20 protein-coding genes are annotated in these 21,003 nt (G+C 45.5%); 9 read left to right on the top strand and 11 right to left on the bottom strand.

What is annotated here, in order from left to right:
- Positions 1 to 449 precede the first annotated feature (449 nt).
- On the top strand, positions 450 to 2,165 hold the full coding sequence (locus BIZ37_RS19195) for an NAD-dependent malic enzyme (protein ID WP_187462849.1): 1,716 nt from the start codon (positions 450 to 452) through the stop codon (positions 2,163 to 2,165).
- A gap of 326 nt (positions 2,166 to 2,491) precedes the next feature.
- On the opposite strand, the gene BIZ37_RS19190 is transcribed toward BIZ37_RS19195, so the two are convergent.
- Positions 2,492 to 2,827: a DUF3392 domain-containing protein gene (locus BIZ37_RS19190; protein WP_187462848.1), complete on the bottom strand. Its 336-nt coding sequence runs from the start codon at positions 2,825 to 2,827 to the stop codon at positions 2,492 to 2,494.
- A 177-nt stretch (positions 2,828 to 3,004) separates the two neighbouring features.
- Here BIZ37_RS19190 and arfB point away from each other — a divergent pair, with 177 nt between their 5' ends.
- The 4 genes from arfB to BIZ37_RS19170 all read left to right on the top strand — a co-directional run bounded on the left by arfB (position 3,005) and on the right by BIZ37_RS19170 (position 6,048).
- On the top strand, positions 3,005 to 3,418 hold the full coding sequence (gene arfB / locus BIZ37_RS19185; protein WP_107296131.1) for an alternative ribosome rescue aminoacyl-tRNA hydrolase ArfB: 414 nt from the start codon (positions 3,005 to 3,007) through the stop codon (positions 3,416 to 3,418).
- Between the two features lie 88 nt (positions 3,419 to 3,506).
- A complete protein-coding gene (locus BIZ37_RS19180; RefSeq protein ID WP_187462847.1) occupies positions 3,507 to 3,956 on the top strand; it encodes a hypothetical protein in 450 nt (149 codons plus the stop codon).
- Positions 3,957 to 4,083: 127 nt separating this feature from the next.
- Positions 4,084 to 4,977 carry an aspartoacylase gene (locus BIZ37_RS19175; RefSeq protein WP_187462846.1) on the top strand — a complete coding sequence of 298 codons (894 nt, stop codon included), beginning with the start codon at positions 4,084 to 4,086 and terminating at the stop codon, positions 4,975 to 4,977.
- A gap of 273 nt (positions 4,978 to 5,250) precedes the next feature.
- On the top strand, positions 5,251 to 6,048 hold the full coding sequence (locus BIZ37_RS19170; protein ID WP_187462845.1) for a PAS domain-containing protein: 798 nt from the start codon (positions 5,251 to 5,253) through the stop codon (positions 6,046 to 6,048).
- Between the two features lie 95 nt (positions 6,049 to 6,143).
- Here the strand turns inward: BIZ37_RS19170 and BIZ37_RS19165 are convergent, their stop codons facing one another.
- From BIZ37_RS19165 to BIZ37_RS19140, 6 genes are all read right to left on the bottom strand, one after another.
- Positions 6,144 to 7,739, bottom strand: a complete 1,596-nt coding sequence (locus BIZ37_RS19165; RefSeq protein WP_187462844.1) for a BCCT family transporter — start codon at positions 7,737 to 7,739, stop codon at positions 6,144 to 6,146.
- A 140-nt stretch (positions 7,740 to 7,879) separates the two neighbouring features.
- Entirely contained in the window at positions 7,880 to 8,194 is a 315-nt protein-coding gene (locus BIZ37_RS19160) for a DOPA 4,5-dioxygenase family protein (RefSeq protein WP_187462843.1), read from the bottom strand.
- Positions 8,195 to 8,277: 83 nt separating this feature from the next.
- A complete protein-coding gene (locus BIZ37_RS19155) occupies positions 8,278 to 9,033 on the bottom strand; it encodes a GMP synthase (RefSeq protein WP_187462842.1) in 756 nt (251 codons plus the stop codon).
- Between the two features lie 21 nt (positions 9,034 to 9,054).
- Positions 9,055 to 10,218: an iron-containing alcohol dehydrogenase gene (locus BIZ37_RS19150; protein WP_187462841.1), complete on the bottom strand. Its 1,164-nt coding sequence runs from the start codon at positions 10,216 to 10,218 to the stop codon at positions 9,055 to 9,057.
- A gap of 3 nt (positions 10,219 to 10,221) precedes the next feature.
- On the bottom strand, positions 10,222 to 11,691 hold the full coding sequence (locus tag BIZ37_RS19145) for an aldehyde dehydrogenase family protein (protein ID WP_187462840.1): 1,470 nt from the start codon (positions 11,689 to 11,691) through the stop codon (positions 10,222 to 10,224).
- Positions 11,692 to 11,706: 15 nt separating this feature from the next.
- On the bottom strand, positions 11,707 to 13,074 hold the full coding sequence (locus tag BIZ37_RS19140; RefSeq protein ID WP_187462839.1) for a glutamine synthetase family protein: 1,368 nt from the start codon (positions 13,072 to 13,074) through the stop codon (positions 11,707 to 11,709).
- A gap of 232 nt (positions 13,075 to 13,306) precedes the next feature.
- On the opposite strand from BIZ37_RS19140, the gene BIZ37_RS19135 reads away from it, so the two are divergent.
- The 3 genes from BIZ37_RS19135 to BIZ37_RS19125 all read left to right on the top strand — a co-directional run bounded on the left by BIZ37_RS19135 (position 13,307) and on the right by BIZ37_RS19125 (position 14,891).
- On the top strand, positions 13,307 to 13,984 hold the full coding sequence (locus BIZ37_RS19135; RefSeq protein ID WP_187462838.1) for a DNA alkylation repair protein: 678 nt from the start codon (positions 13,307 to 13,309) through the stop codon (positions 13,982 to 13,984).
- 141 nt (positions 13,985 to 14,125) lie between these two features.
- On the top strand, positions 14,126 to 14,476 hold the full coding sequence (locus BIZ37_RS19130; protein ID WP_107296143.1) for a RidA family protein: 351 nt from the start codon (positions 14,126 to 14,128) through the stop codon (positions 14,474 to 14,476).
- 94 nt (positions 14,477 to 14,570) lie between these two features.
- On the top strand, positions 14,571 to 14,891 hold the full coding sequence (locus tag BIZ37_RS19125; RefSeq protein WP_187462837.1) for a DUF1496 domain-containing protein: 321 nt from the start codon (positions 14,571 to 14,573) through the stop codon (positions 14,889 to 14,891).
- Positions 14,892 to 15,031: 140 nt separating this feature from the next.
- On the opposite strand, the gene BIZ37_RS19120 is transcribed toward BIZ37_RS19125, so the two are convergent.
- The 4 genes from BIZ37_RS19120 to BIZ37_RS19105 form a co-directional block, all read right to left on the bottom strand.
- Positions 15,032 to 15,196 (bottom strand): hypothetical protein, encoded by a 165-nt coding sequence (locus BIZ37_RS19120; protein WP_170114867.1) that lies wholly within the window; start codon positions 15,194 to 15,196, stop codon positions 15,032 to 15,034.
- A gap of 348 nt (positions 15,197 to 15,544) precedes the next feature.
- A complete protein-coding gene (locus BIZ37_RS19115; protein ID WP_039456122.1) occupies positions 15,545 to 15,844 on the bottom strand; it encodes a YfcZ/YiiS family protein in 300 nt (99 codons plus the stop codon).
- Between the two features lie 338 nt (positions 15,845 to 16,182).
- Positions 16,183 to 18,108, bottom strand: coding sequence for an ATP-dependent DNA helicase RecQ (locus BIZ37_RS19110; RefSeq protein WP_187462836.1), 1,926 nt, complete (start codon positions 18,106 to 18,108; stop codon positions 16,183 to 16,185).
- 139 nt (positions 18,109 to 18,247) lie between these two features.
- Positions 18,248 to 19,834 (bottom strand): PAS domain-containing methyl-accepting chemotaxis protein, encoded by a 1,587-nt coding sequence (locus tag BIZ37_RS19105; RefSeq protein ID WP_187462835.1) that lies wholly within the window; start codon positions 19,832 to 19,834, stop codon positions 18,248 to 18,250.
- A gap of 413 nt (positions 19,835 to 20,247) precedes the next feature.
- Here BIZ37_RS19105 and BIZ37_RS19100 point away from each other — a divergent pair.
- Positions 20,248 to 21,003: HAMP domain-containing protein (locus BIZ37_RS19100; protein WP_187462834.1), on the top strand; the 756-nt coding region annotated here is incomplete at its 3' end.

Genomic DNA, 21,003 nt, shown 5'->3' with positions numbered 1-21,003 from the left:
AAAAATAACGATTAGTCAGTCAGGAGAGAGTCATGTGTGATGAGTGTAAGGTTCAAATGGTGCAGGTTCGCCGTACTTGGTGGCAGAAAATTAAGTTTAAATCGCTGTGGAAATGTCCTATTTGCGGTAAAACGGTAGCGCTATGAGTGATGCGAAACGAGTGCGTGAAAAAATACGTACTACTAGCCAAATGGTGCTGTCAAAAACACGGCACCGTTTTTTAAACCAAGCTTCAAATAGAAACAATGTCATAAACAAGAGATCAAAATAGGTTCATCTTATTAAATTGGCCTTACAATGATATTTAGTAATATTTTTAGTTACTTATACTTTAGAAGAGTCCTTCTATCACATTTTTTATCATACAAAAATCTTACAATTTGTTGACTTTCTCTTTAGAAGAAAGCCCAAAACAATGAATAATGATAATAATGTGAACGGAGGAATATATGACGATAGGGAGATACCTACGTTGGAAGGATGAGCATGGTGATGAATTCAGACCTGTCTCATTGACTGGTACTGAGTTACTGAATGACCGTACCTTAAATAAAAGTACGGCATTCTCATACGAAGAAAGAGAAGCTTTCCAGTTAGATGGCCTGCTACCACCACGAGTTCAGACTTTTGACGATCAACTGAACCGGGTATACGACGGTTTTAGAAACGCCTCTACGGATATAGAGAAATATCTATTTTTACGCGCCCTTCAAGATAGAAACGAAACCTTGTTCTATGCGCTGTTATCTCGGCACGTAGAAGAAATGACCCCCATTATCTATACCCCAACAGTGGGTAAAGCCTGCCAAGAGTTTAGTCACCGCTATCAAAAAGCACGGGGTCTGTATATTACTGAAGACAACGTCGATAACATGGATGAGTTGGCCCGCCATTTCACTGGAAAAGACATTAAAATCATCGTGGTGACCGATAGCCAAGGCATTCTTGGGCTGGGTGACCAAGGGGTTGGTGGTATGGGTATTCCCATTGGGAAACTGTCTTTATATACCTTGGGAGCCGGTATCCATCCCGCTCATTGTTTACCAATAGCACTGGATATTGGTACCGACAACCAAGACTTACTTGATGACCCAATGTATTTGGGGGTTCCACAAAGGCGTTTGAGAGGCGAGGCTTACAAAGCCTTTATCAAAAAGTTTGTGCATCAGGTTAAACGCAATTTCCCCAAAGCGGTTCTTCAATGGGAAGACTTCAGCAAATCTAACGCCTTCGACAACCTCAACGATTATGAGGAATTCCTACCCTCTTTCAACGATGATATTCAAGGTACAGGCTCGGTAGTGCTTGCTGGTATTCTTGGTGCGGCCAAAATAAAGGGCGAGTCATTAGCTGAGCAGAACTATGTTGTATATGGCGCGGGTGCTGGTGGGGTCGGTGTTGCTGATCAAATCTTTGCAGGACTACTCAAAGAAGGTTGTTCGCATGCCACTGCCCGGGACAGAATCTTTATTCTTGATTCGCAAGGTTTGGTATTTGATGACCGTGAAGGCTTGGATGAGTATAAGAAGCGTTATGCCAAACCAAGAGCTCTCGCAGCAGGATGGTCGGTGACAGAAGCTGGCAAAGTATCGCTGACGGAATTGATTGATAACTACCCTGTGACTGTCTTGCTTGGTACAAGCGGTATTGGTGGTGCATTCAAGGAAGGGCATATCCAGAAAATGATGGAATATACCAAGCGCCCTATGATATTCCCGTTATCCAATCCAACCGCAAACTGCGAGGCCTTGCCGGAAGATATCTATCGTTGGAGTGATGGCCAAGCACTTGTGGCGACTGGTAGCCCGTTTGGTGATGTGGTTTACAACGGGCGTTCATTCCGCATTGGGCAAGGTAATAATGTCTTTATCTTCCCAGGTGTTGGCTTGGCGGCAATTGTGTCACAAACCCGTAAGGTTACATTGGATATGTTCACCACGGCATCCTATGCGCTGGCTGAGATGGTCTCCGATGAAGATTTGCAGGCAGGTTGTGTGTATCCGCGAATTAGTAAGTTGAAGCAAGCCTCTTTGCATGTTGCGACGCGCATTCTCGCTGATATGAAAGCTAAGGACCCTAACTGCGATTTGGCTGGAAAAGATATCAGCCATGAACTGGCTGAGCATATCTGGGAGCCGATTTACTTGCCATACCGCCGAGTTTGATGCTCGTTCTACATTGCCCGGCTTAAGCCGGGCTTTTTACATTTCACGCCAATGATTTAGCATTTTGGGCCACTTTTCTATAAGCCGATCTGTATCTTAACAGTTTCTGAATTTTCAGGGTTAAGATGTTGTTAAAGCTTGATTTACCTAATATCTCAAGCGAGTGGCAGCTCAGGAGGTTCGTATGCTTATGTCGTGCTTTCTATCAAAACTAAAGCAACTACTTGTTATCTCATTTCTTGCCGTTTCAGGTGTCGGTTTATGGTTAATGATGATGTACCACATCTTCAGAATGGCGGCTTAATGGCCATGGAATATTAAGCTAGTTAAACTTGTTGGCGGTGGCGCTGCGCCCATACACCAATAATTATGAATATTGAGATCACAACAGAGATAAGCCAGTGATTAGCCAGCTGGCTTAGTTGTTCTGATAAAAACGGCGCGGTTGTAACGATGAATAAACCGTAACCAAAGGCATTGATCAGAATAAAAATCATTGTTCTGATGATAAAATTAGTGCCAATAAGTTGCTTTCTCATAAAACGATTAATATCGGCAGCAAACATAACGAGAACACAAGTAACGGTTGCTGTTGATATATCATCTATCCACGGTCTGATCCAATTGCCTACATCCGCAATCAATGAGGTGATAATTTCCATAGGTTTCTATCCAGATGTTCGCCTTGCTAACCTTGAAGTTATTTGACGACTCTCAATGTGTTGAAGGTATATAGGCTAAAGACGACCAGAAACCAGCCAGAATTAAGTGAAACATGGCCTAATACAAAAAGCCAAGGGCAGGTATACTGTCCATAGAATCCATATAGATTGTTTTTTATGATAGAAATTTCCAACTCAGTTCAATTAGGTGATTGGGAAGTTGAACTGACGCCCATTCGTGCCCAAGGTGCAGGTGGACAAAATGTGAACAAAGTCTCCTCTGCGATCCATCTTCGCTTTGATATCCCTCGCTCATCATTACCGCCGTTTTATAAAGAAAGGTTGCTTGCATTATCAGATAGTCGTATCTCCAAAGAGGGGGTGATTATCATAAAAGCCCAGCAATACCGCACCCAAGAGCAAAACCGTGAGGATGCGTTGGAAAGGTTGGTTGCTTTGATTAAGTCTGCGGTGGTACAGCAAAAGAAACGCCGTCCAACCAAGCCGACGCGTTCATCGCAGAAAAAGCGGATGGATAAAAAAACTCAGCGGGGCCAAACCAAAGTAATGCGTGGCAAGGTTAAGTTTTGACTTGTATTGCAAAATCAATGTTTAACACTAATGTTGTCATATAATTAGCGTTACATTGGAAAGCTTACGTTGTTCTATGGAGATAGGGATGTCTGATCTGAAAACCCAAAAATTACTGCAGCTGTTTTATCGAGAATCGGAGCGGGTGAGACTGCTGGAATTGGGTAAGCTCCCAGCCCCAGATGGCAAGGAGCAGGATGAACTACAAGCTTGGCTGACAGGCAAGCGTGATTTTTCCCGTGCGGAGCTCACTCAGCAGCATTGGATAAAAACATGTACCGCAGGTTACACCACAGAGTTGGTGCTTCACCCCAATGGCAGCTTAGATGAGTTCACTTTGTTCCGGCGTCAGAAGACGATAGGTGAGTGGCAGTTAGTCAATGGGATGCTCGAACTGGTCATTTACAAAGATGACAACCGCTACACAAGTACGGTTGTGGCTAATCAGGGAAGCAGTATTCACTCTGCGATAGAGTACAAAAATGAACAGCTACATGCTTATTTGAAGTTGGCACAAACACGGCCTCAAGTGAGTTGATTGGGTAATTGTTGGCTTGACCAGTGTTTTGCAGGCAACTAAATATGCATTTTTTCTGGAAAAGTACCCGCTAAGCTGGTATCAGTGAATCTAACATAGTTATTGATTAATGCGAGTCTGATTCGAGATGACAGGGACGAAAAAATTGAACAAAGTCGCCATTGTTGGCGGTACCCACGGTAATGAATTTAGCGGCATTTACTTGCTACGTAAATGGCGTGAAACACCGCAGTTGGTTGAGCGAGACAGTCTTACGGTTGAAACCGTCTTTGCAAACCCTAAGGCATTTGAAGAGAACAAGCGCTATTTAGATTGTGATATGAACCGTCAGTTTGGTCATGACGATCTCAACAACCCTGAGTTGGCGAATTACGAGCAAAGCCGAGCGAAAGCGATCAACGCCCAATTGGGCCCTAAAGGGAACGCCAAAACCAATTTTATTATCGATTTGCACAACACAACCAGCAATATGGGGCCATCATTAATCTTGCTGCAGACAGATGCGTTCAATCGCCAGTTGGGCGCTTACGTTTCAGCAAAAATGCCTAATGCGGTTATCGTGCTGGAAGATCATGTTGCAGTTCATGAGCATTGCTTCTTGAGCTCAATTACCGAACAGGGTGTTATCGTGGAAATTGGGCCTCAGCCTCAGTCTGTGATCCGCCAAGATGTCTTGGACTGGATGGAAGAGATGACCGGCCATATCCTTGATTTTGTCGATCTGCATAATCGCGATGCGTTGCCGGATCTCCCTGCGAGCTACTACGCGTTCAAATACCACGAAACGTTGAAGCTGCCAGAAAATGCTCAGGGAGAGCGAATTGGCATGGTTCATCGAAATGTACAAGATGCCGATTTCAAACTGCTACGCCATGGCGATCCAATCTTTACCCTGTTTGATGGTCAGGAAATCTGTTGGGATGGAGATTATGAAGCGTATCCGCATTTCATTAACGAAGCCGCGTATTACGATAATAACCTTGCGATGTCGTTGGCCAAAAAGGTAGTTGTTACTGTTTAGTGTGAACATTCGTTTACTGATAACAAAAAGCCGCAGATACGGCTGCGGCTTTGTACATCTGAGCAAGCACCTTTGGTTTAACATAGGCCTTCTAATCTATCATTTTTAATCAAAACCCTGATGAAATGGATTACATATTTCGCTGGGTATTAAAATCTTAAATTCTTACAATTAAAGGGATTAATAGATTGATCAGCTATACTTATTAGGTATTCTTATGTCGCTTATTGAATGCATAATTTAATCTGATTTTCGGTCATCTAACAAACAACAATGAACATAACAGATGAACAGTATCTTTATGCTGTTGGACTAAAAAATATCCCCAACCCTTTTCCATGTGCTGTTTATGATGGTGAGGGCAACTATGCTGCAATTAATCAGTCATACGCCGATATTCTAGGGCTCAATAACGAGCAGGCGCTAGGGAAAAAAAACTCAGAGCTCCAAAGTAACTTCAGCGATTTTGCGGATGTTATTGATTTTCAAAATAACCATATTTTGGATACTCAAGATTATCTTTTCTCCTTGAATATCATCAAACTCAACGCAGGCTGTAAGGCGTATTATGTATCAAAACGCCCTATAATCAATACTTCAGGCGAGGCTGTTGGCATTGATGTCAGCATGTACAACACCGGCTTTATCTTCACACTATCTTCCGCTTTCAATGACCCAACAATGTATTTCAATCAAGGTCATGACGTTGACTTCAAAGCGTCTAGGTTATGTGAAAGCTTTACCTCGTTACAGGAGACCTATGCTTACTTTATTATGTGTGGGTTTTCTAACGAATTTATCAGTACGATTTTGGGCAAATCAATAAAAACAGTTGAGAACAATATGGCTCGACTGATCGACAAGGCACAAAATCGCTATTGTGGGCGTATTAATAGCAGAAAAACGCTAAGAGATTACTTGCTCAATAACCGGATCACGAATTTATCGCCGGCTGGGATAATGACAAATACGATCAAAACGTTGACGGCGGTGCCTTGCCATAGCCGTTATCAGGATGGTCAAGATTTTGATTTGGAGGATAAGTTTAATGATTTCGGCAAGGATATTTAGCGATGCCTCTTAGCAAAAAGGTGCCGGAGCCAAGTATAAAACAGCCATAGCAGTTGAAGCTGCTATGGTTTTTTTGTTATGGGAAATGAGTACCGTTAGCTAGCATAAGCGGATTGGTATACTCTCAGCTCACTACGCATACCTAAAATCAGGCTGATACACATCACCATTAAGATAAGGGTAAATGGCAGTGCAGTCGAAATCGCACCGGCCTGAAGTGCTTGAATCGCTTCAGTACCGCCCACCCATAGCAGCATTGCTGCAATAGCACCTTCAACCGATGCCCAGAATACACGTTGTGGTATTGGCGCATCAATTTTACCACCTGCAGTGATACTATCGATAACCAGTGACGCTGAGTCCGAAGATGTGATGAAGAACACCATAATAAGGACGACAGAGATCACTGAAATTGCAGTGCTAAAAGGTAAAGCGTCAAATGCCTGGAATAGTGACAGCGTGACATCGGTCAGGCCATTAGTACCAAGTTCACCCACTTTGGAAATGACTTGCTCGATAGCCAAGCCACCAAAAGCAGACATCCAAATCAAGGTGATAGTGGTAGGGATGAAAATAACCGCAGTAATAAATTCGCGTACAGTACGGCCTTTTGATACTCGGGCAATAAACATACCGACACATGGCGACCAAGAGATCCACCATGCCCAGTAGAACACAGTCCAACCGTGCATCCAGGCTTCATCCTCACGGCCGTGCGGATTACTCAGCGGCAGGATATTTTTGATATAGCCGATCAGTGCTGTCGGTACGGTTTTGAAGAAGGTCGATAGGCTAAGCAAAATAACGAAAACCAGCAAGGCTAACGCTACGAGTATGTTGATATTACTTAATACCTTAACGCCGCCATCAATACCACGGATAACCGAGACAATGGCGAGTGAAGTAACAAAAGCGATGATGCCCAATTGTATATTTAAGCCATTCTCAATGCCGAAAACATGGCTAATACCGCTGGCCGCTTGCTGGGCACCCAAGCCCAATGATGTTGCCAGACCAAACAAAGTCGCTAGTACTGCCAGTACATCGATGACATGACCAAACCAACCCCAGGTTCTGTCGCCTAGTAGCGGGTAGAAAACGGAACGGAATGAAAGTGGTAGACCTTTATTGAAGGCAAAAAATGCCATAGACAACGCAACTACCGCGTAGATCGCCCAAGGGTGAAGGCCCCAGTGGAACATGGTCGCGCCAAGTGCAGCGTAGGCTGCCTCTTCAGAATAGGCTTCAACGCCAAGAGGTGTCTCGAACCAACCAGTAAAGTAGGCAGTCGGCTCGGCAACACCCCAGAACATCAAACCAATACCCATACCACCGGCAAACAGCATTGCGATCCAAGACAGGTTGGAGTGTTCGGGTTGGGCATCATGTCCGCCGATACGGATTTTACCAAATGGCGAAATAACCAGACCGAGGCAGAAGATGAGAAACAGATTACCTGCCCACATAAACATACTGTCGAAGTTACCAATGATTTGCCACTTGATGCCATCGAGTGTGGCTTTGGCGGTTTCTGGCTCGCTGACGAAAAGAGCGACGAGAAAGACAATGATGAGACCAGCGCTGGCACCGAAGACGGGATTATGGACATCAAAACCCCATTTCTGAATGTTATCCTGACCGACGGTATAGTCGGTATTTTCAATACTGTACTTGTCCTTAGTGACAGTCATTATTTCCTCAATTGTTTAGAGTCCAAAATAAATTTCGCCGGCTATGCTAGCAAAATGAATCATGGAAACCAAATTTTTGAGAATTTCGTCACTTTAAGTGCATGATATTGGCATTAATTTGCGGTGTTTTTGTTAAGTACTCAAAACAATATATCGGTCTTAATCGGTAGTACTTTACCGAGCCAAACCGCCCTCGTGGTATGGTCTGAAAGGGCATCATTCGATACTGGATGGATCAGAACAGATAGCTCCCCACGTTCGCGCTTCAGCCAGTCAAGAAAACCGTGTTTATCATCAGCAAAATGGACTTCAAACATAGGCTTGCTGTGCGGGCCAACTTCACGGTGAACAAGTGGAAATATACGAATGACGTCTTTGTGGTTTGTTATTTTTTCGTGCAACCGTTCAGCTTCGTTGATTTGGTTGGTATCAAAGTAAATATGGGCGTGATACATGACGGCCTCCAAGAACTCCATGCGTTTATGGAAATCATTGTAAGCCGACAGGCGATAGAGACGAGGCCATTAGGTTGATGGAGTTATTCGGTTTTATTGAAGGTACGCTGATCACCGAGCAGTTGGCGGTAGCGAAAGAATTGGATGATCCATTGGGTCACTTTAAGGTGGTCAGTGGGCTGCTCTAGCAATTCCAATGCATTTTGGTATGTCTCTATTGGATAGATGCTTTTTCGTAGCTTCAATAAATCTGCCAGATACTCAGGGGTAAACTCTGGGTGGCCTTGAATACCAAGGAAGTGCTCACCAACGAGCATAATGCTGTTGGGGCAAAAAAGGCTGCTAGCGAGAATCGTTGTGTTTTGCGGTGGGCGGATCACTTGGTCCTGATGGCTGACTAAAAGGGATATATCGGCTGGTGGTTCGGTTAGCCAAGGTGGTTGTAGGTTTGACGGAACATCGATGGTGGCTGAGGCTGCACCTATTCCCCAGCCTTTATCAGACTGCATGACTTCACCGGCAAGTGCTTGGGCAATCATTTGATGCCCAAAACAAATACCCACCAAAGGTATGTGCTGAAAGTAGAGTTGATGAACAAAGCCCTGAAAGACATTGACCCAGCGGCTTTGCTCATACACGCTGTACCGACTACCACTGGTCAGGTAGCCGTCGCATTCACTAAGCGATTGCGGGTAGTGACCATCAATCACCCGGTAGAATAGCAGTTCAATAGCAGGGTCTACCTGTGCAAATAATTCGGTAAACATCGCTGGGTAGTTGCCATGTTTTGGTTGTAACTCTGGCCTGACATCATCACATAGCAATACACCTAACTTCATATTATTACCTCAAATTCAGATCTATAAATCCAGCTTGCCATCAAGAGCGAAATTAAAGAGCGCCTGATACTGCTCCTGAGATAAATGGATTGGGTTTCCACTTGCAGCCGCATCTTGCATAGATTGAGCAGCTATGGCTTCCTGCTCTTGATTGTCGACACCTAACTCAGATAAAGAATGTGGGATATGGAGTTGTTTTCGCAACTCCAGCACCCAGTCAAGAACACCATCGAAGCCCTCTTTCTCTAATTCTAGGTAGTGGGAGAGCCGCAGCATTTTTTCGTGCAGATAATGTCGGTTTGCACAGAGTACATAGGGCATTAATACCGCATTCAGTAGCCCATGGTGGAGGTTGTAGCGGGCACCGAGGGTATGGGCCAAAGCGTGCATCGCACCGAGCCCCCTCTGGAAAGCTGTTGCTCCCATGGTAGAAGCAATAAGCATTTGGGTTCTGGCTTGCAGGTTGGACCCGTCAGTGTAGGCGATGGGCAGATAGAGTTTGATTAATCGCATCCCTTCGATTGCGATGGCTTCAGCCATGGGGTGGTAGCTTGGCGAGCAGTATGCTTCAAGGTTGTGGGAAAGGGCATCCAAACCCGTTGCGGCGGTGAGGTGGGCCGGAAGATCGACGGTTAGGGTAGGATCTAAGATCACCTGAGCTGGTAGCATCTTCGGATGGAATATGATGCGCTTGCACTGGTGCTGAGTATCTGTGATAACCGAAGCCCTTCCTACTTCAGACCCAGTACCTGCCGTCGTTGGCAGGGCAACAATGGGAACGATAAGGCTGGTGTCGGCTTTTGTCCAATTGTCGCCAATGTCTTCAAATTGCCATAATGATTGTTGCTGCCTAGCTACTAAGGCTATCGCTTTTCCTATATCTAATGACGAGCCCCCACCAATGGCAACAATACCGTCATGCCCGCCTTCGAGAAAGACGGCAATACCACTTTCAACCTGCTCTCCGGTTGGGTTACCGGTGAAGCTATCAAAGACTGGTGCTGTTAGGCTAGCATCTTGATATGGAGATAGGATGTTCTTTATCAAACTGGTATTAGCTAGTGAGGGATCGATGACGAAGAGCGGTCGCTGGACAGATAAATGATGGCAACTATCAGAAAGCTGAGAGCTGGCATGTTCGCCAACGAGTATTTCGGTGGGGTAATGCCAATGCAGAAGTGTCATGGTCTAGTCCGATGTAATTGGTGAGCCATTATTATTGTCACCGCTATGCGGTTGTTTCGGGTGTTTCAGATGAAATGATTTTGGCCGGGTGAGTGTTTCAAACCCAAGTGTCGACAGAGCATAGCCTTTGCCTGAGTGCTTGATGCCTGTCCAAGCTAATGCTGGGTCGAGGTAATCACAACGGTTAGCGAAAAATGTGCCGGTTTCAATTTGATTGCCGATTGTGATGGCTTGCTGAATGTCTGAGGTGAAAATACTTGCAGTCAGGCCATATTTGCTATCGTTCATTAACTCAATAGCTTGTTGGTCCGAGAAAACTTTTTGAATAGGGATGAGAGGACCAAAAGTCTCCTCAGTCATCACTTGCATACTATGATCCACGTCGGTTAACACCTGTGGGGCAAGGTATGGGCTCCCCAGTTTACTGTTAGGAAAGCAGGCTTCAGAAATATGTGCAAGGGCACCTTTTTGTTGCGCATCGGTGATCTGATGGCGGACATGGTCTGCGGCACTTGTCGAGATTAAAGGCCCTAGCGTGGTGTCTTCGTCGAGCGGGAAACCTAACTGGTATTGGTTGACTAACTGAACGGCTTTTTCGACAAACTCGTCATGAACCCGGTAGTCGACATACACCCGTTCGATAGCGCAACATGACTGTCCAGCGTTATAAAGCGCACCATCAACAATGGTTTCTACAGCATCATTAATATCGGCATCATGGCGGACATAGGCCGGATCATTGCCTCCAAGCTCAAGGCCAAGGCCATGAAAGTGACCAGCAGCAGCTATTTCAATCAACGCCCCACCGGTGACTGAGCCAGTAAAAACGACATGCTGGAGTTGCTCGCTACTGACCAACTCTTCTGTCGCATTATGGCTCATGAATAAATGTTGGAAGACTCCCTGAGGAAGCTGGGCCTCGTCAAAGGCTTGTTGGAAGCGTTGCGCGCAGAGTGGGGTATGGGAAGACGGTTTCAAAATCACACTGTTTCCAGCAAGCAATGCAGGGATGATTGAATTGATAGCTGTCAGGTACGGGTAGTTCCAGGGAGATATAACGAGAATTGTCCCGAGGGGTTCCCGGGTTATGTATCGAGTAAAGCCCGATTTTTCAGGTAGATCAATAGGTGCAAGTGCTTGCTCACAGTGCTTAATCATGTAGCGGGCACGCTCTTCGACACCTCTTAGTTCACTGCCACTATGTTTGATAGGGCGGCCCATCATCCAGCTTAATTCGCTAGCGATCATCTCTTTGTGGCTCAAAAGCGCATCAATTGCCCGGTTACAATACGCTTTTCTCTCGGAAAGAGGGGTAAGTATCCATTCTTTTTGAGCTTTATTGGCATTATCAAGCGTCCTTTGAACAGCTTCCGGTGTCGCCAACACAACGGTTGCTACGACACTTCCATCCGCAGGAGATAGCGTATTCTGTCTAACACCACTTTGGTTTTCTACGTTGGCAGAATGGTTCAAGTGCCTTTCCTCGCCTCAGATGATTTCGAAGTAACGGCTGAGCTCCCAGTCGGTTACATGTTTCCTGAACTCCCGGTCTTCCCATTCCCTTGAGGCGGCAAAGTGGTCGACAAAAGCCTGCCCGAACAAGGAGGCTGCGACATCTGACTGCTTAAACCTTTGGGTGGCATCCCATAGTGTCCGTGGTAGGGCGAGGGTCTCGCTATGAGTTTGTTGGTAAGCATTCCCTAACACGGGCTCTGTTGGCTCCCAAGCTTGTTCGATACCGATAAGCCCCGAGCCAAGAGCTGCAGCTAGTGCTAGGAAAGGGTTGGCATCTGCAGCCCCAATACGGTATTCGATACGCTGGGATTTTTCAGAACCGGTGATCACCCTCAGTGACGTTGTACGGTTTTCAACACCCCAAGTAGCATCAGTGGGGGCCCAGAACCCAGGTATCATTCGGCTATAGCTGTTAACGGAGGGAGCGACCATACAGAGCAACTCCGGCATCAAACGCTGCTGGCCGGCTAAGAAATGCCGTTGCAAGGCACTCATCGAGTGGGTTTCTTTGTCGTCGAAAAAGACATTGTTGCCATCCTGGTCGCGAAGGGAAAGGTGAATATGGCCACTTTGACCAGGATAGTCGTTGCTCCATTTCGCCATGAAGGTGGCCATCAAATCATTTTTTTGCGCTAGCACTTTCATGTAGGTTTTGAATAGTGCCGCTTTGTCGGCAGCATGGCATGCGTGGTCGACGGCAATGGCAGCTTCGATAACACCTGGACCGGTTTCTGAATGAATCCCTTCGATAGGAAAGTCCATAGTCTCGGCCATCGAGAGGATTGATTTGTAGAGCTCTGAATAGGTCGAGTTGCGTATCATTGAGTAACCAAACCAATCTGGGGTGATTGGCTCGAGGTTCCTGAAGCCTTTCTCACGCACGGAGTGTGGCGTTTCACGGAACAGGAAGAATTCATACTCGAAGGCGGCCCTTGGGATCAGCCCCATCGATTTGGCTTTATCAAGTACCCTGCGCAATGTGGCCCTCGGGCAAACCGATTCGGCTTCGCCGGCGAACTCTGCCATAAACAGCAACATGCCGTCTTCATCTAACACATCGCGGCAGCTGGAAGGGATAATCTTGACAGGCGCATCAGGGTAGCCTGTATGCCAGCCAGTGTACTGAGTATTGTCGTAGAGTTGATCTTTAACATCCCAACCTAACACCACATCACAAAAGGCAAACCCTTTATCGAGCGAAGAGAAAAATTTTTCCTTCGACATATACTTGCCACGCATCACTCCGTCATTGTCGAACAGGCCGACTTTGACATGGCTGAGTTTTCGCTCCTCGATAATCTGCTTGGCATCGTCAACGGTTCTGACCTCTCTTGGCTGCATAGGTGGGTATCCCTTCTGTAATTTACTAAGCGGTGGTTAGGAAAATAGGCAACTGAGTGTCATGACTAGGATTTTTTTATTATTGATATAAACCTAGGTAGAGGTCGGACATTCGTCAACCTTATCAATACGGTGAAAAAGTCTCACTTGTAAGACGTTGGTATTGCGTCAATAACTGTGTTCCAATATCAGCAAAATATTTTAATGATAAGTAAAGAAAAGGAAGTTATTGATGTCACTTGTTATTCCTATGGTGATATTCATGCAGCAGCGAATGGCCGAAGCGGGGAATCCCGATGATGCTAAGGCCATGCAAGCGTATATGAAAACCGAACAGCCTTTTTATGGGGTGAAGGCACCAGAGCGTAAGGCGATATTCAAGCAAGCTCGAGAGCATACCAAAATAGCCTCTTTTATTGAGTACAAGCGTTTGGTGCTTTGGCTATGGTCCGGGGAAAACCGTGAGGAGCAATACCTCGCGATGGATGCAGCCGAATATTACAAGCCTTTCAGGACCCTAGAGGCATTTCCTGTTTACGAAGAGATGCTTAACGAGGCTAGTCATTGGGATACCGTAGATAAACTCGCCTCTAACCTCATCGGTCCATTGGTGAAGGAACACCGAGAATTGGAAGGTGTTGTCCGTGGTTGGCGTGAGTCAGAAAATATGTGGCTGCGCCGGGCATCATTGCTGGTTCACCTCAAGCACAAAGCTGAGACCAACCTTCCATTGCTTGAAGAAACCATTTTGATGCTAGCCAGTGAGAAAGAGTTTTTTATTCGCAAGGCGATTGGTTGGGTGCTTAGGGAGTATGCCAAAACAGATGCGGAGTTTGTGAAGCGCTTTGTAATGACTTACCAAGAACAATTATCTCCTTTGAGCCGACAAGAAGCATTGAAAAATATATAAACGATCGATTACCTATCAAATTGATAGTTATAAATTCTTTTTACTGGGTTGGGTGTAGTTGATAGTATAACGGTGAGCTGTAATCAGCAGAATTACATTTAAACAAGGCCCTCAGGCCTGATAACATAAAAGGCAATTATTGTGATTGAACGTCAAGAAACTGGTCAGCGTATGAGTCGTATCGTTAAGCATAACGGTACTGTTTACCTTTGCGGCCAGGTGTGTGCAGATGCAACCCAAGGTATCACTGAGCAAACCCAAACGATGCTGGATAAAGTAGAAAAGCTACTAGAGCAAGCGGGAAGTGATAAAGAGCACATGCTGTCAGCGACCATTTATATCAAAGATATGAAAGACTTCGCTGAAATGAACGCAGTATGGGATAACTGGGTACCTGCTGGCCATGCTCCGGCCCGTGCTTGTGTTGAAGCGAGTATGGCACGTGAAGCGTTGTTGGTGGAAATTTCTGTTGTTGCAGCAGTTAAAGAATAAACACCGCCGTTTTCCTTAAGTGGAAAGCTAAATTGGTCGATGTAATGACTGAGTGATGTAATTTTTGTACATAGGACTTTCCAAGGAGGAGTGGATGACAATAGCAAGGTGTAGTCGCTTACAGGCTTTTTATTATCCTGTGGGTAAACCCCAGTTCTTGATATTATTGGTGTCACTACTAACGACATTACTCCTCTCTCAGCCCATAATGGCGAAAGAGATATCGGTAAAGTCTCAGCCCAAAGTTAGCCTTGAAGGGACATTCAATACACAGCGTGTTTGCTTCTATGATGGTCAGTCTTATTCGTTAGGTTCGGTGATTTCGGTTGAAGGCGTTTTGCTTGAATGCCAACCTGAAAAACACTTTGAAACTAACGGTGCCCTGCAGTGGGTAAGGGTTGAAAAGAAATCCTAGCTTGGCGCTGTGAACGTTGAAGTCGATTATCTGTAAGCGATTGCATCACTGCATAAGAAAATGCAGCCATTTCCTAACGGAACTGGCTGCATTGTCGTAACAGGGGGAACTGTTACGTGAATTTTAACGTCTGGATCGAATTAGCGAACTAGGCGGCCTGAATCAGGACCCAGTTTACCGGTACCACCTTCATGGTGAGCCGTTTTCGCGCCCATTTCTTGCATCAAAAACTCTTTCAATGCGGCGGATTCGCGCTCGTTAGTTGGTTTCCAGTTAGAGATCACTCGTGCTTTATTGCTGTTCATCGAATATTTCCTTTTCTATCCATGATATGGGCTAGATATCATGTGCTTAGTGATTCATAAAGTTGCTGTCATTTTCATACAAAACGAAATCAATTTCCACTATTAATTCGCTATGCAAATGCACTTATTTTGATACCCATTGATAACAGAGAATCGCTCACAGGCATATCTGACCAGTTTTTCGGGAAAATATGCAAGCAAATGGAGTAACTATGTCCTTATTGAGTGCTTTGTTAAATATAGCTGCAAATGGACATAAAAAAAGCCGATACCCAAAGGGAATCGGCTTTTCTGGGATTTGAGAAAAGTGTTGTAAAATTACATAACTTTTCAGCCTGTTGAGGCCAATTAACGCATCAGCGAGCGTGTTTTAAGTTCGAAGATCAGCTTTTCAGCGCTGCATTCGAATTGGAAGCGTGCTGTTAGCTCAGTGCTGTCGTCTTGCATCGGGCTCACTTCATGCTTGAAGTTAGCGTTAACTTCTTTGGCTAGTGCTAGGTAGTTCGCTAGTTCAGCTTCTAGTGCTGCTTTATCACCACCGAAGATCTTTACGTCAGCAACATCATCATTTTCTTTGATGATGAAACCCATCTCAGCAGAGACACCGCAAGCTTCGCAGGTTTGGTATTCTTGGCTTTCGTTTGTCATGGCGTTTACTCTATCTCCATTTATATTATACCCAAGTAACTTCAACTCGCCCTTTGGGAGCCCATCAATAGCCCCACTTCGGTGTCAAATAACCTTGAAATAGGAAAGCTATTCCATGCGGTTATTTTCCTTGAATTGAGCCTATTGATGAGACTCTGAATCCAGCGACTTAAAGTCACTTGGGTATATGTGGACATTCTAAAACGTTGTGACGAAGATCGCTATGGGGTAATGTTATTTTTCATAATACAAATGCGTATTGTGAAATGAAAAGTGAGAAGAAGTTGGTAGAAAGCATACCAACTTCTTATTGATGAATAGCGATTGCCAGACCCGAACTAGGTAAGATTCGGATAAAGCTGATGAATTTGCGTTAAGGTTTGCTGAAACGGGTATTGCTCCATCTTACCAAAACCTGAAAGCTGGCGGGCTTTAATGGCGGTATGGAGAGGGCTTGTCATACCACATAAGAAACGGGTTACTGCCGCTGCAGATGGTGAAGAAGGACAAGCGGCAAGAAATGGGTCGCACCATGCCTTCAGCATGTTCTCGGAGACATCGGCCAATTGGTTATCTGCTGGCAGTGTTGCCACACTACCTCGGCACACTGAACAATGGCCACATTGCTGCGGGGCTTGGTGATCAGCAAAGTAGCTTGCCAGTTCATGGCTTAGGCATTGCTCGCTTTCGAAGAAGGCCAGCATGTTGTCTAGTCGGGTGATTTCACTTTGTTCCTTCGCTTTGAACAGCTGATAAAGTCGGGCGGCCTCTTGTTGGATATCAAAGTTCGGGTTAATCACTCGATACACATCGGTCATTTGTTTGCTTTCTAGGGCAACCCAGCCTTTTTCGCTGAAATAGTCGATTGCAGCAACCACACGCTTCCGTTCTGCTTGGGTAGTCTGCCACAACGCATCAAAATCAACGGTATGCCAGGTTCTGGCTTTCGGTGAGCAGGCAAAGATGTTGCTGACGAACTGTTGTCGTTCACCTTGGAACTGGTTGATAATAAATTGCTGATCAACCAGTAGTTTGAAGCGATAATCTGCAAAGTAAGTATATTGAGGCTCAATAATATGGGCCATTTCTAAATACACTAGCAAGGTCTTCAAAGGTAACATACGGATATTACTTTCCTTAGATAGCCGCAACTGTACCACTTCCCACTGAGGTGCATTTTGTTGGATTAACCTAAGTACCGTTTCTATCGCTGACTGATCCGGTGTGTCGCCGTAAACGAAATTTTCCAGTACATTTAGGCCCGATTTGCTGCCTAGCAAAATACAATCGGAGTGCTGTCCATCACGCCCTGCACGGCCAATTTCTTGGCTGTAGTTTTCGATTGATTTAGGCAGGTCAAAATGGATAACCCTGCGGATATCCGACTTATCAATCCCCATACCGAAAGCGATAGTGGCAATAATGCATTGGTGCTTGCCAGCCATAAAGTCATTTTGTATTTGCTGGCGGCGCTCGCTATCCATGCCAGCGTGATAGGCCTGTGCCATTACCCCTTGCTGTTGTAGGTAATCGGCAAGATCCTCAGCAGTTTTTTGCAAAGTCACATACACAATCGTCGGCAGTGACGGATCACTGTTGAGGGTATGGAATAACGTTGATTGTTTCTCGGCGTCTGGTGTCGGAGCAATGGTTAAATCGAGATTCGGCCTATAGAAACCAGTAACAACGATATTGTCTTCACCAATACCAAATTTTTGACCCATATCTTCGATAACCGCAGGGGTTGCTGTCGCTGTCAGTAATAGAACCTGTGGGATATTCAGCATCTGGCGGTATTGCGGAAGCTTGAGGTAATCCGGACGGAAGTTATGCCCCCACTCGGAAATACAGTGGGCTTCGTCAACAACCAACAAAGAGATTGGCACTTGGGAGATAAACTGGCGGAAGCGCTCATTGTTTAATCGCTCGACTGAAATCATCAAGATTTTAATATTGCCGGAACGTACCCCTTGCATTACCTGCTGGCTCTCTTCCCATGTCTGGCTTGAATCGATAGAGGCTGCGGGTATCCCTTTACTGTGGAGAAAACTGATTTGGTCTTTCATTAGTGCCAATAGAGGCGAGATAACCAGTGTCAGATGGGGGAGTTGCAAAGCAGGGAGTTGGTAACACAGCGATTTGCCTGAACCGGTTGGAAAAATAGCGGCAGCAGAGTGGCCTTCAACGACTTTGCTGATCACCTCATCCTGACCTGGGCGCAGGTTATCAAAGCCAAAATATTGTTTAAGGTTATCGAGATACATGGGCACTACTAAAAAAGGGGGCAATTCACTGATCATACCTAAGTATGGAGGAATTGCCCATGTAGTCGGCCCGATTACTACCTAGCTCTTATTGCACTACTCACATTGGCTAAAAGTTGCACCAAACTGTGAAGTAGCGCTAATGACGTTTAAACCGATCCGCGAGCAGGTAGAAATCATCAACACGGCGTTTGAGTTCAGCGCTACTTTGCTCAACTTGGTTGACGCCTTCAAGGTTTTGCTGCGAAGTATCAGCCAGGGCATGTATGTGTTCGCTGGTTTGCTGGGCGTGGGCTTCTTGGCTTTGCGCTGATGAAGATACCTGGTCGACGAGCTCGTTAATCGCCTGCATATTCTGCTCAACAGCCCCAAGCGCTTCCGCACCTTGGGCTGCTTGCTCGACACATGCCAAGGTATCGTCGTGATTATTCTTTATCAGTACCTGCCAGTTTTCGATGGTAGCCAGCATATTGCCGATACTTGTTTGGATTTGCTCGGTTGCAGTTTGCGTCCTGGAGGACAGGGCACGGACTTCATCAGCAACGACGGCAAAACCCCGGCCATGCTCTCCAGCCCTTGCCGCTTCAATGGCAGCATTGAGTGCCAGCAAGTTGGTTTGGTCGGCAATTCCACTGATTTCAGACATAACAGCACTTACTGTTTCCGCCTCCGTACTGAGTTTGTCAGTCGCATTGGTCGCTTGTCGGGCTTGGGTTGATAAAGCGTTCAAACTTGACTGGGTCGCATCTAATTGGGTACGGGTAACGGAGCACTGGCCCCTAGTGAGATCCAATAGTTGGTGACTCTCGCCAGCATGGAGTGAAATGTTTCGGGCTGAGTCTGAGATGTTATCAATAGCCGTGGCCATGTACTGGATATTCTTATTTTGATCGCATATGGCGCTATTTACTTTATGGGTTGTCGCGTTTAAATCATCTGCTAAATCATGTAACGGAGCAGCTGAATCGGTCATTCTCCCGAGCACTGTTCGCATGCCTGCAGATGCCATTTTCAAGTGGTAATCGACCACTGAATAGCTATCACTACCAGAAAAAACAGCTCGGCTGAGGCTGTCATACTGAGACTTTAATTGCTCGATTTTAGATGGGGTACCGAATAACTCCTGACGGAACAAGGTGCACAAGACGAGTGCTGGTGTAAGGCCAAGCAAGGCATTAATGCTCGGCCCCTCAGACAGTAAAGTCGCTAAAGAAGGGATGGTACAGGCAGTAATGAGCAGGCCGTATTTTAAAGATGAAGGCAGTTTGAATGAGATGGACTTACCACCGCGCTCAGCTTTGATCAACGCCTTGTAGGCGGATTCAGCTGTTTTGACCAACTGCGCTTCAGGTTTAACCCGGACTGATTGATATCCAACGACCTTGCCGTGTTCATAAATCGGGGTGACATAAGCATCGACCCAGTAGTAGCCACCGGATTTGGTGCGGTTTTTGACGATACCCCGCCAAGGCTTGCCAGCTTGGATCTGTTGCCATAGATCAGCAAAAGCGACCTTTGGCATATCTGGGTGGCGGATAATGTTGTGGTTTTGTCCCAGCAATTCTTGTTCAGAATACCCGGCAACACGGCAGAAAGCGGCATTGCTATAGGTGATAACCCCATTAAGGTCCGTCGTTGAGACTAATTGCTCACCTTGTGCGAATGTCACTTCCTGATTGTGGTTTGGCTGGTGGGTAGCGTTGACTGTTGGTGTTGAGCGCGTCACTAGATAACCCTTTGTATGTATATTGTTGTTTTTTGGGCAATGAGAGCATACCAATGTAGCAAATGGAAATGATTTGTCTTTTTTTGATTTGAAATGTTAACTCGGGCGTATTGTGCTGTTAATTTGTAATCAAATTAGACGTTTGCCAAATTTTTGACGCACTTTGTTTATGGGTCACCAGCGGTACAAGTAACACTTCATATAACTTATTGTAATGAACCAGGTTGAATATTTACTGTTGCAGGAAAATGACCGATTGTGAGAGTGGTAAAGTGGCCCTTCAAAAAATATCCCTTTGATTTAAATAGCTAATCTGCTGCCTGCATTCTTCAGTTTTGCTTCTTGTTTCAGTTTGAACCGGCAGCGGCATGCTGTTGAGAACCATTAGGGAATACAATAATTTGGAGTACGTTATGCCATGGATTCATCATCTTAGCTTTCGCTGGAAGTTTCTTATTCCCGTCATCTTTTCCGTTACCATGTTCACGATATGTTTAAGCATTGTGATCAGCGTTTCAAACGATCAAAATCGTATGAATGCATTCCAAGATCAGCAGATACAGCCTGTACTGTCGCAGATGGATCAAGGATACAGAGACCTTTACGAAGTGATTACTGCATCACAAGGGATAGTTCTGGCTTCTGGGGATGCTGAGTTACTCGCTTATAACAAAGCGCTTTTTGCCGAAAATGAGCCCCCGGCTTTAAAGCGGTTGCTGTCTGCACAAACACTGGTCGCAGACGGTTACATCGATGGGGCCAACCAACAACTCCTCAATGTTATCCGTTCAAAGTACTATCAGTGGATAACCCACTATCAGTATATCTATGACAACCCTCAAATGGCCGAAAGCTATTACCTCGACAACCGTGACGTGATGAATAATAGCTTTACTGCTTTGATCGACCCGTTTTTGCTGCTGCGAAAAACGATTGAAGAAAAAGATAAATACGTAAAGCAGGAACTGAACGAAAAAGTAGAGTCGGTAACGGCGTTACTCAAGGTCGGCGGTGGAATAACAGTGCTTGTCTCTCTTTTCGGTACTTGGCTGCTTTCAAATATTATTATCTCGCCGCTAAAACGGTTATCTGTTGCGATGCATGATATAGCTTCGGGGGATGGGGATTTAACTCAACGCGTGAAAGTCGACAGTCAAGATGAGGCGGGG

This window comes from Photobacterium sp. BZF1 (assembly GCF_014349205.1).
Lineage (GTDB): Bacteria > Pseudomonadota > Gammaproteobacteria > Enterobacterales > Vibrionaceae > Photobacterium.
Note: the sequence above shows the minus strand (reverse complement) of the source record. Positions and strands in the feature narration are given on the sequence as shown.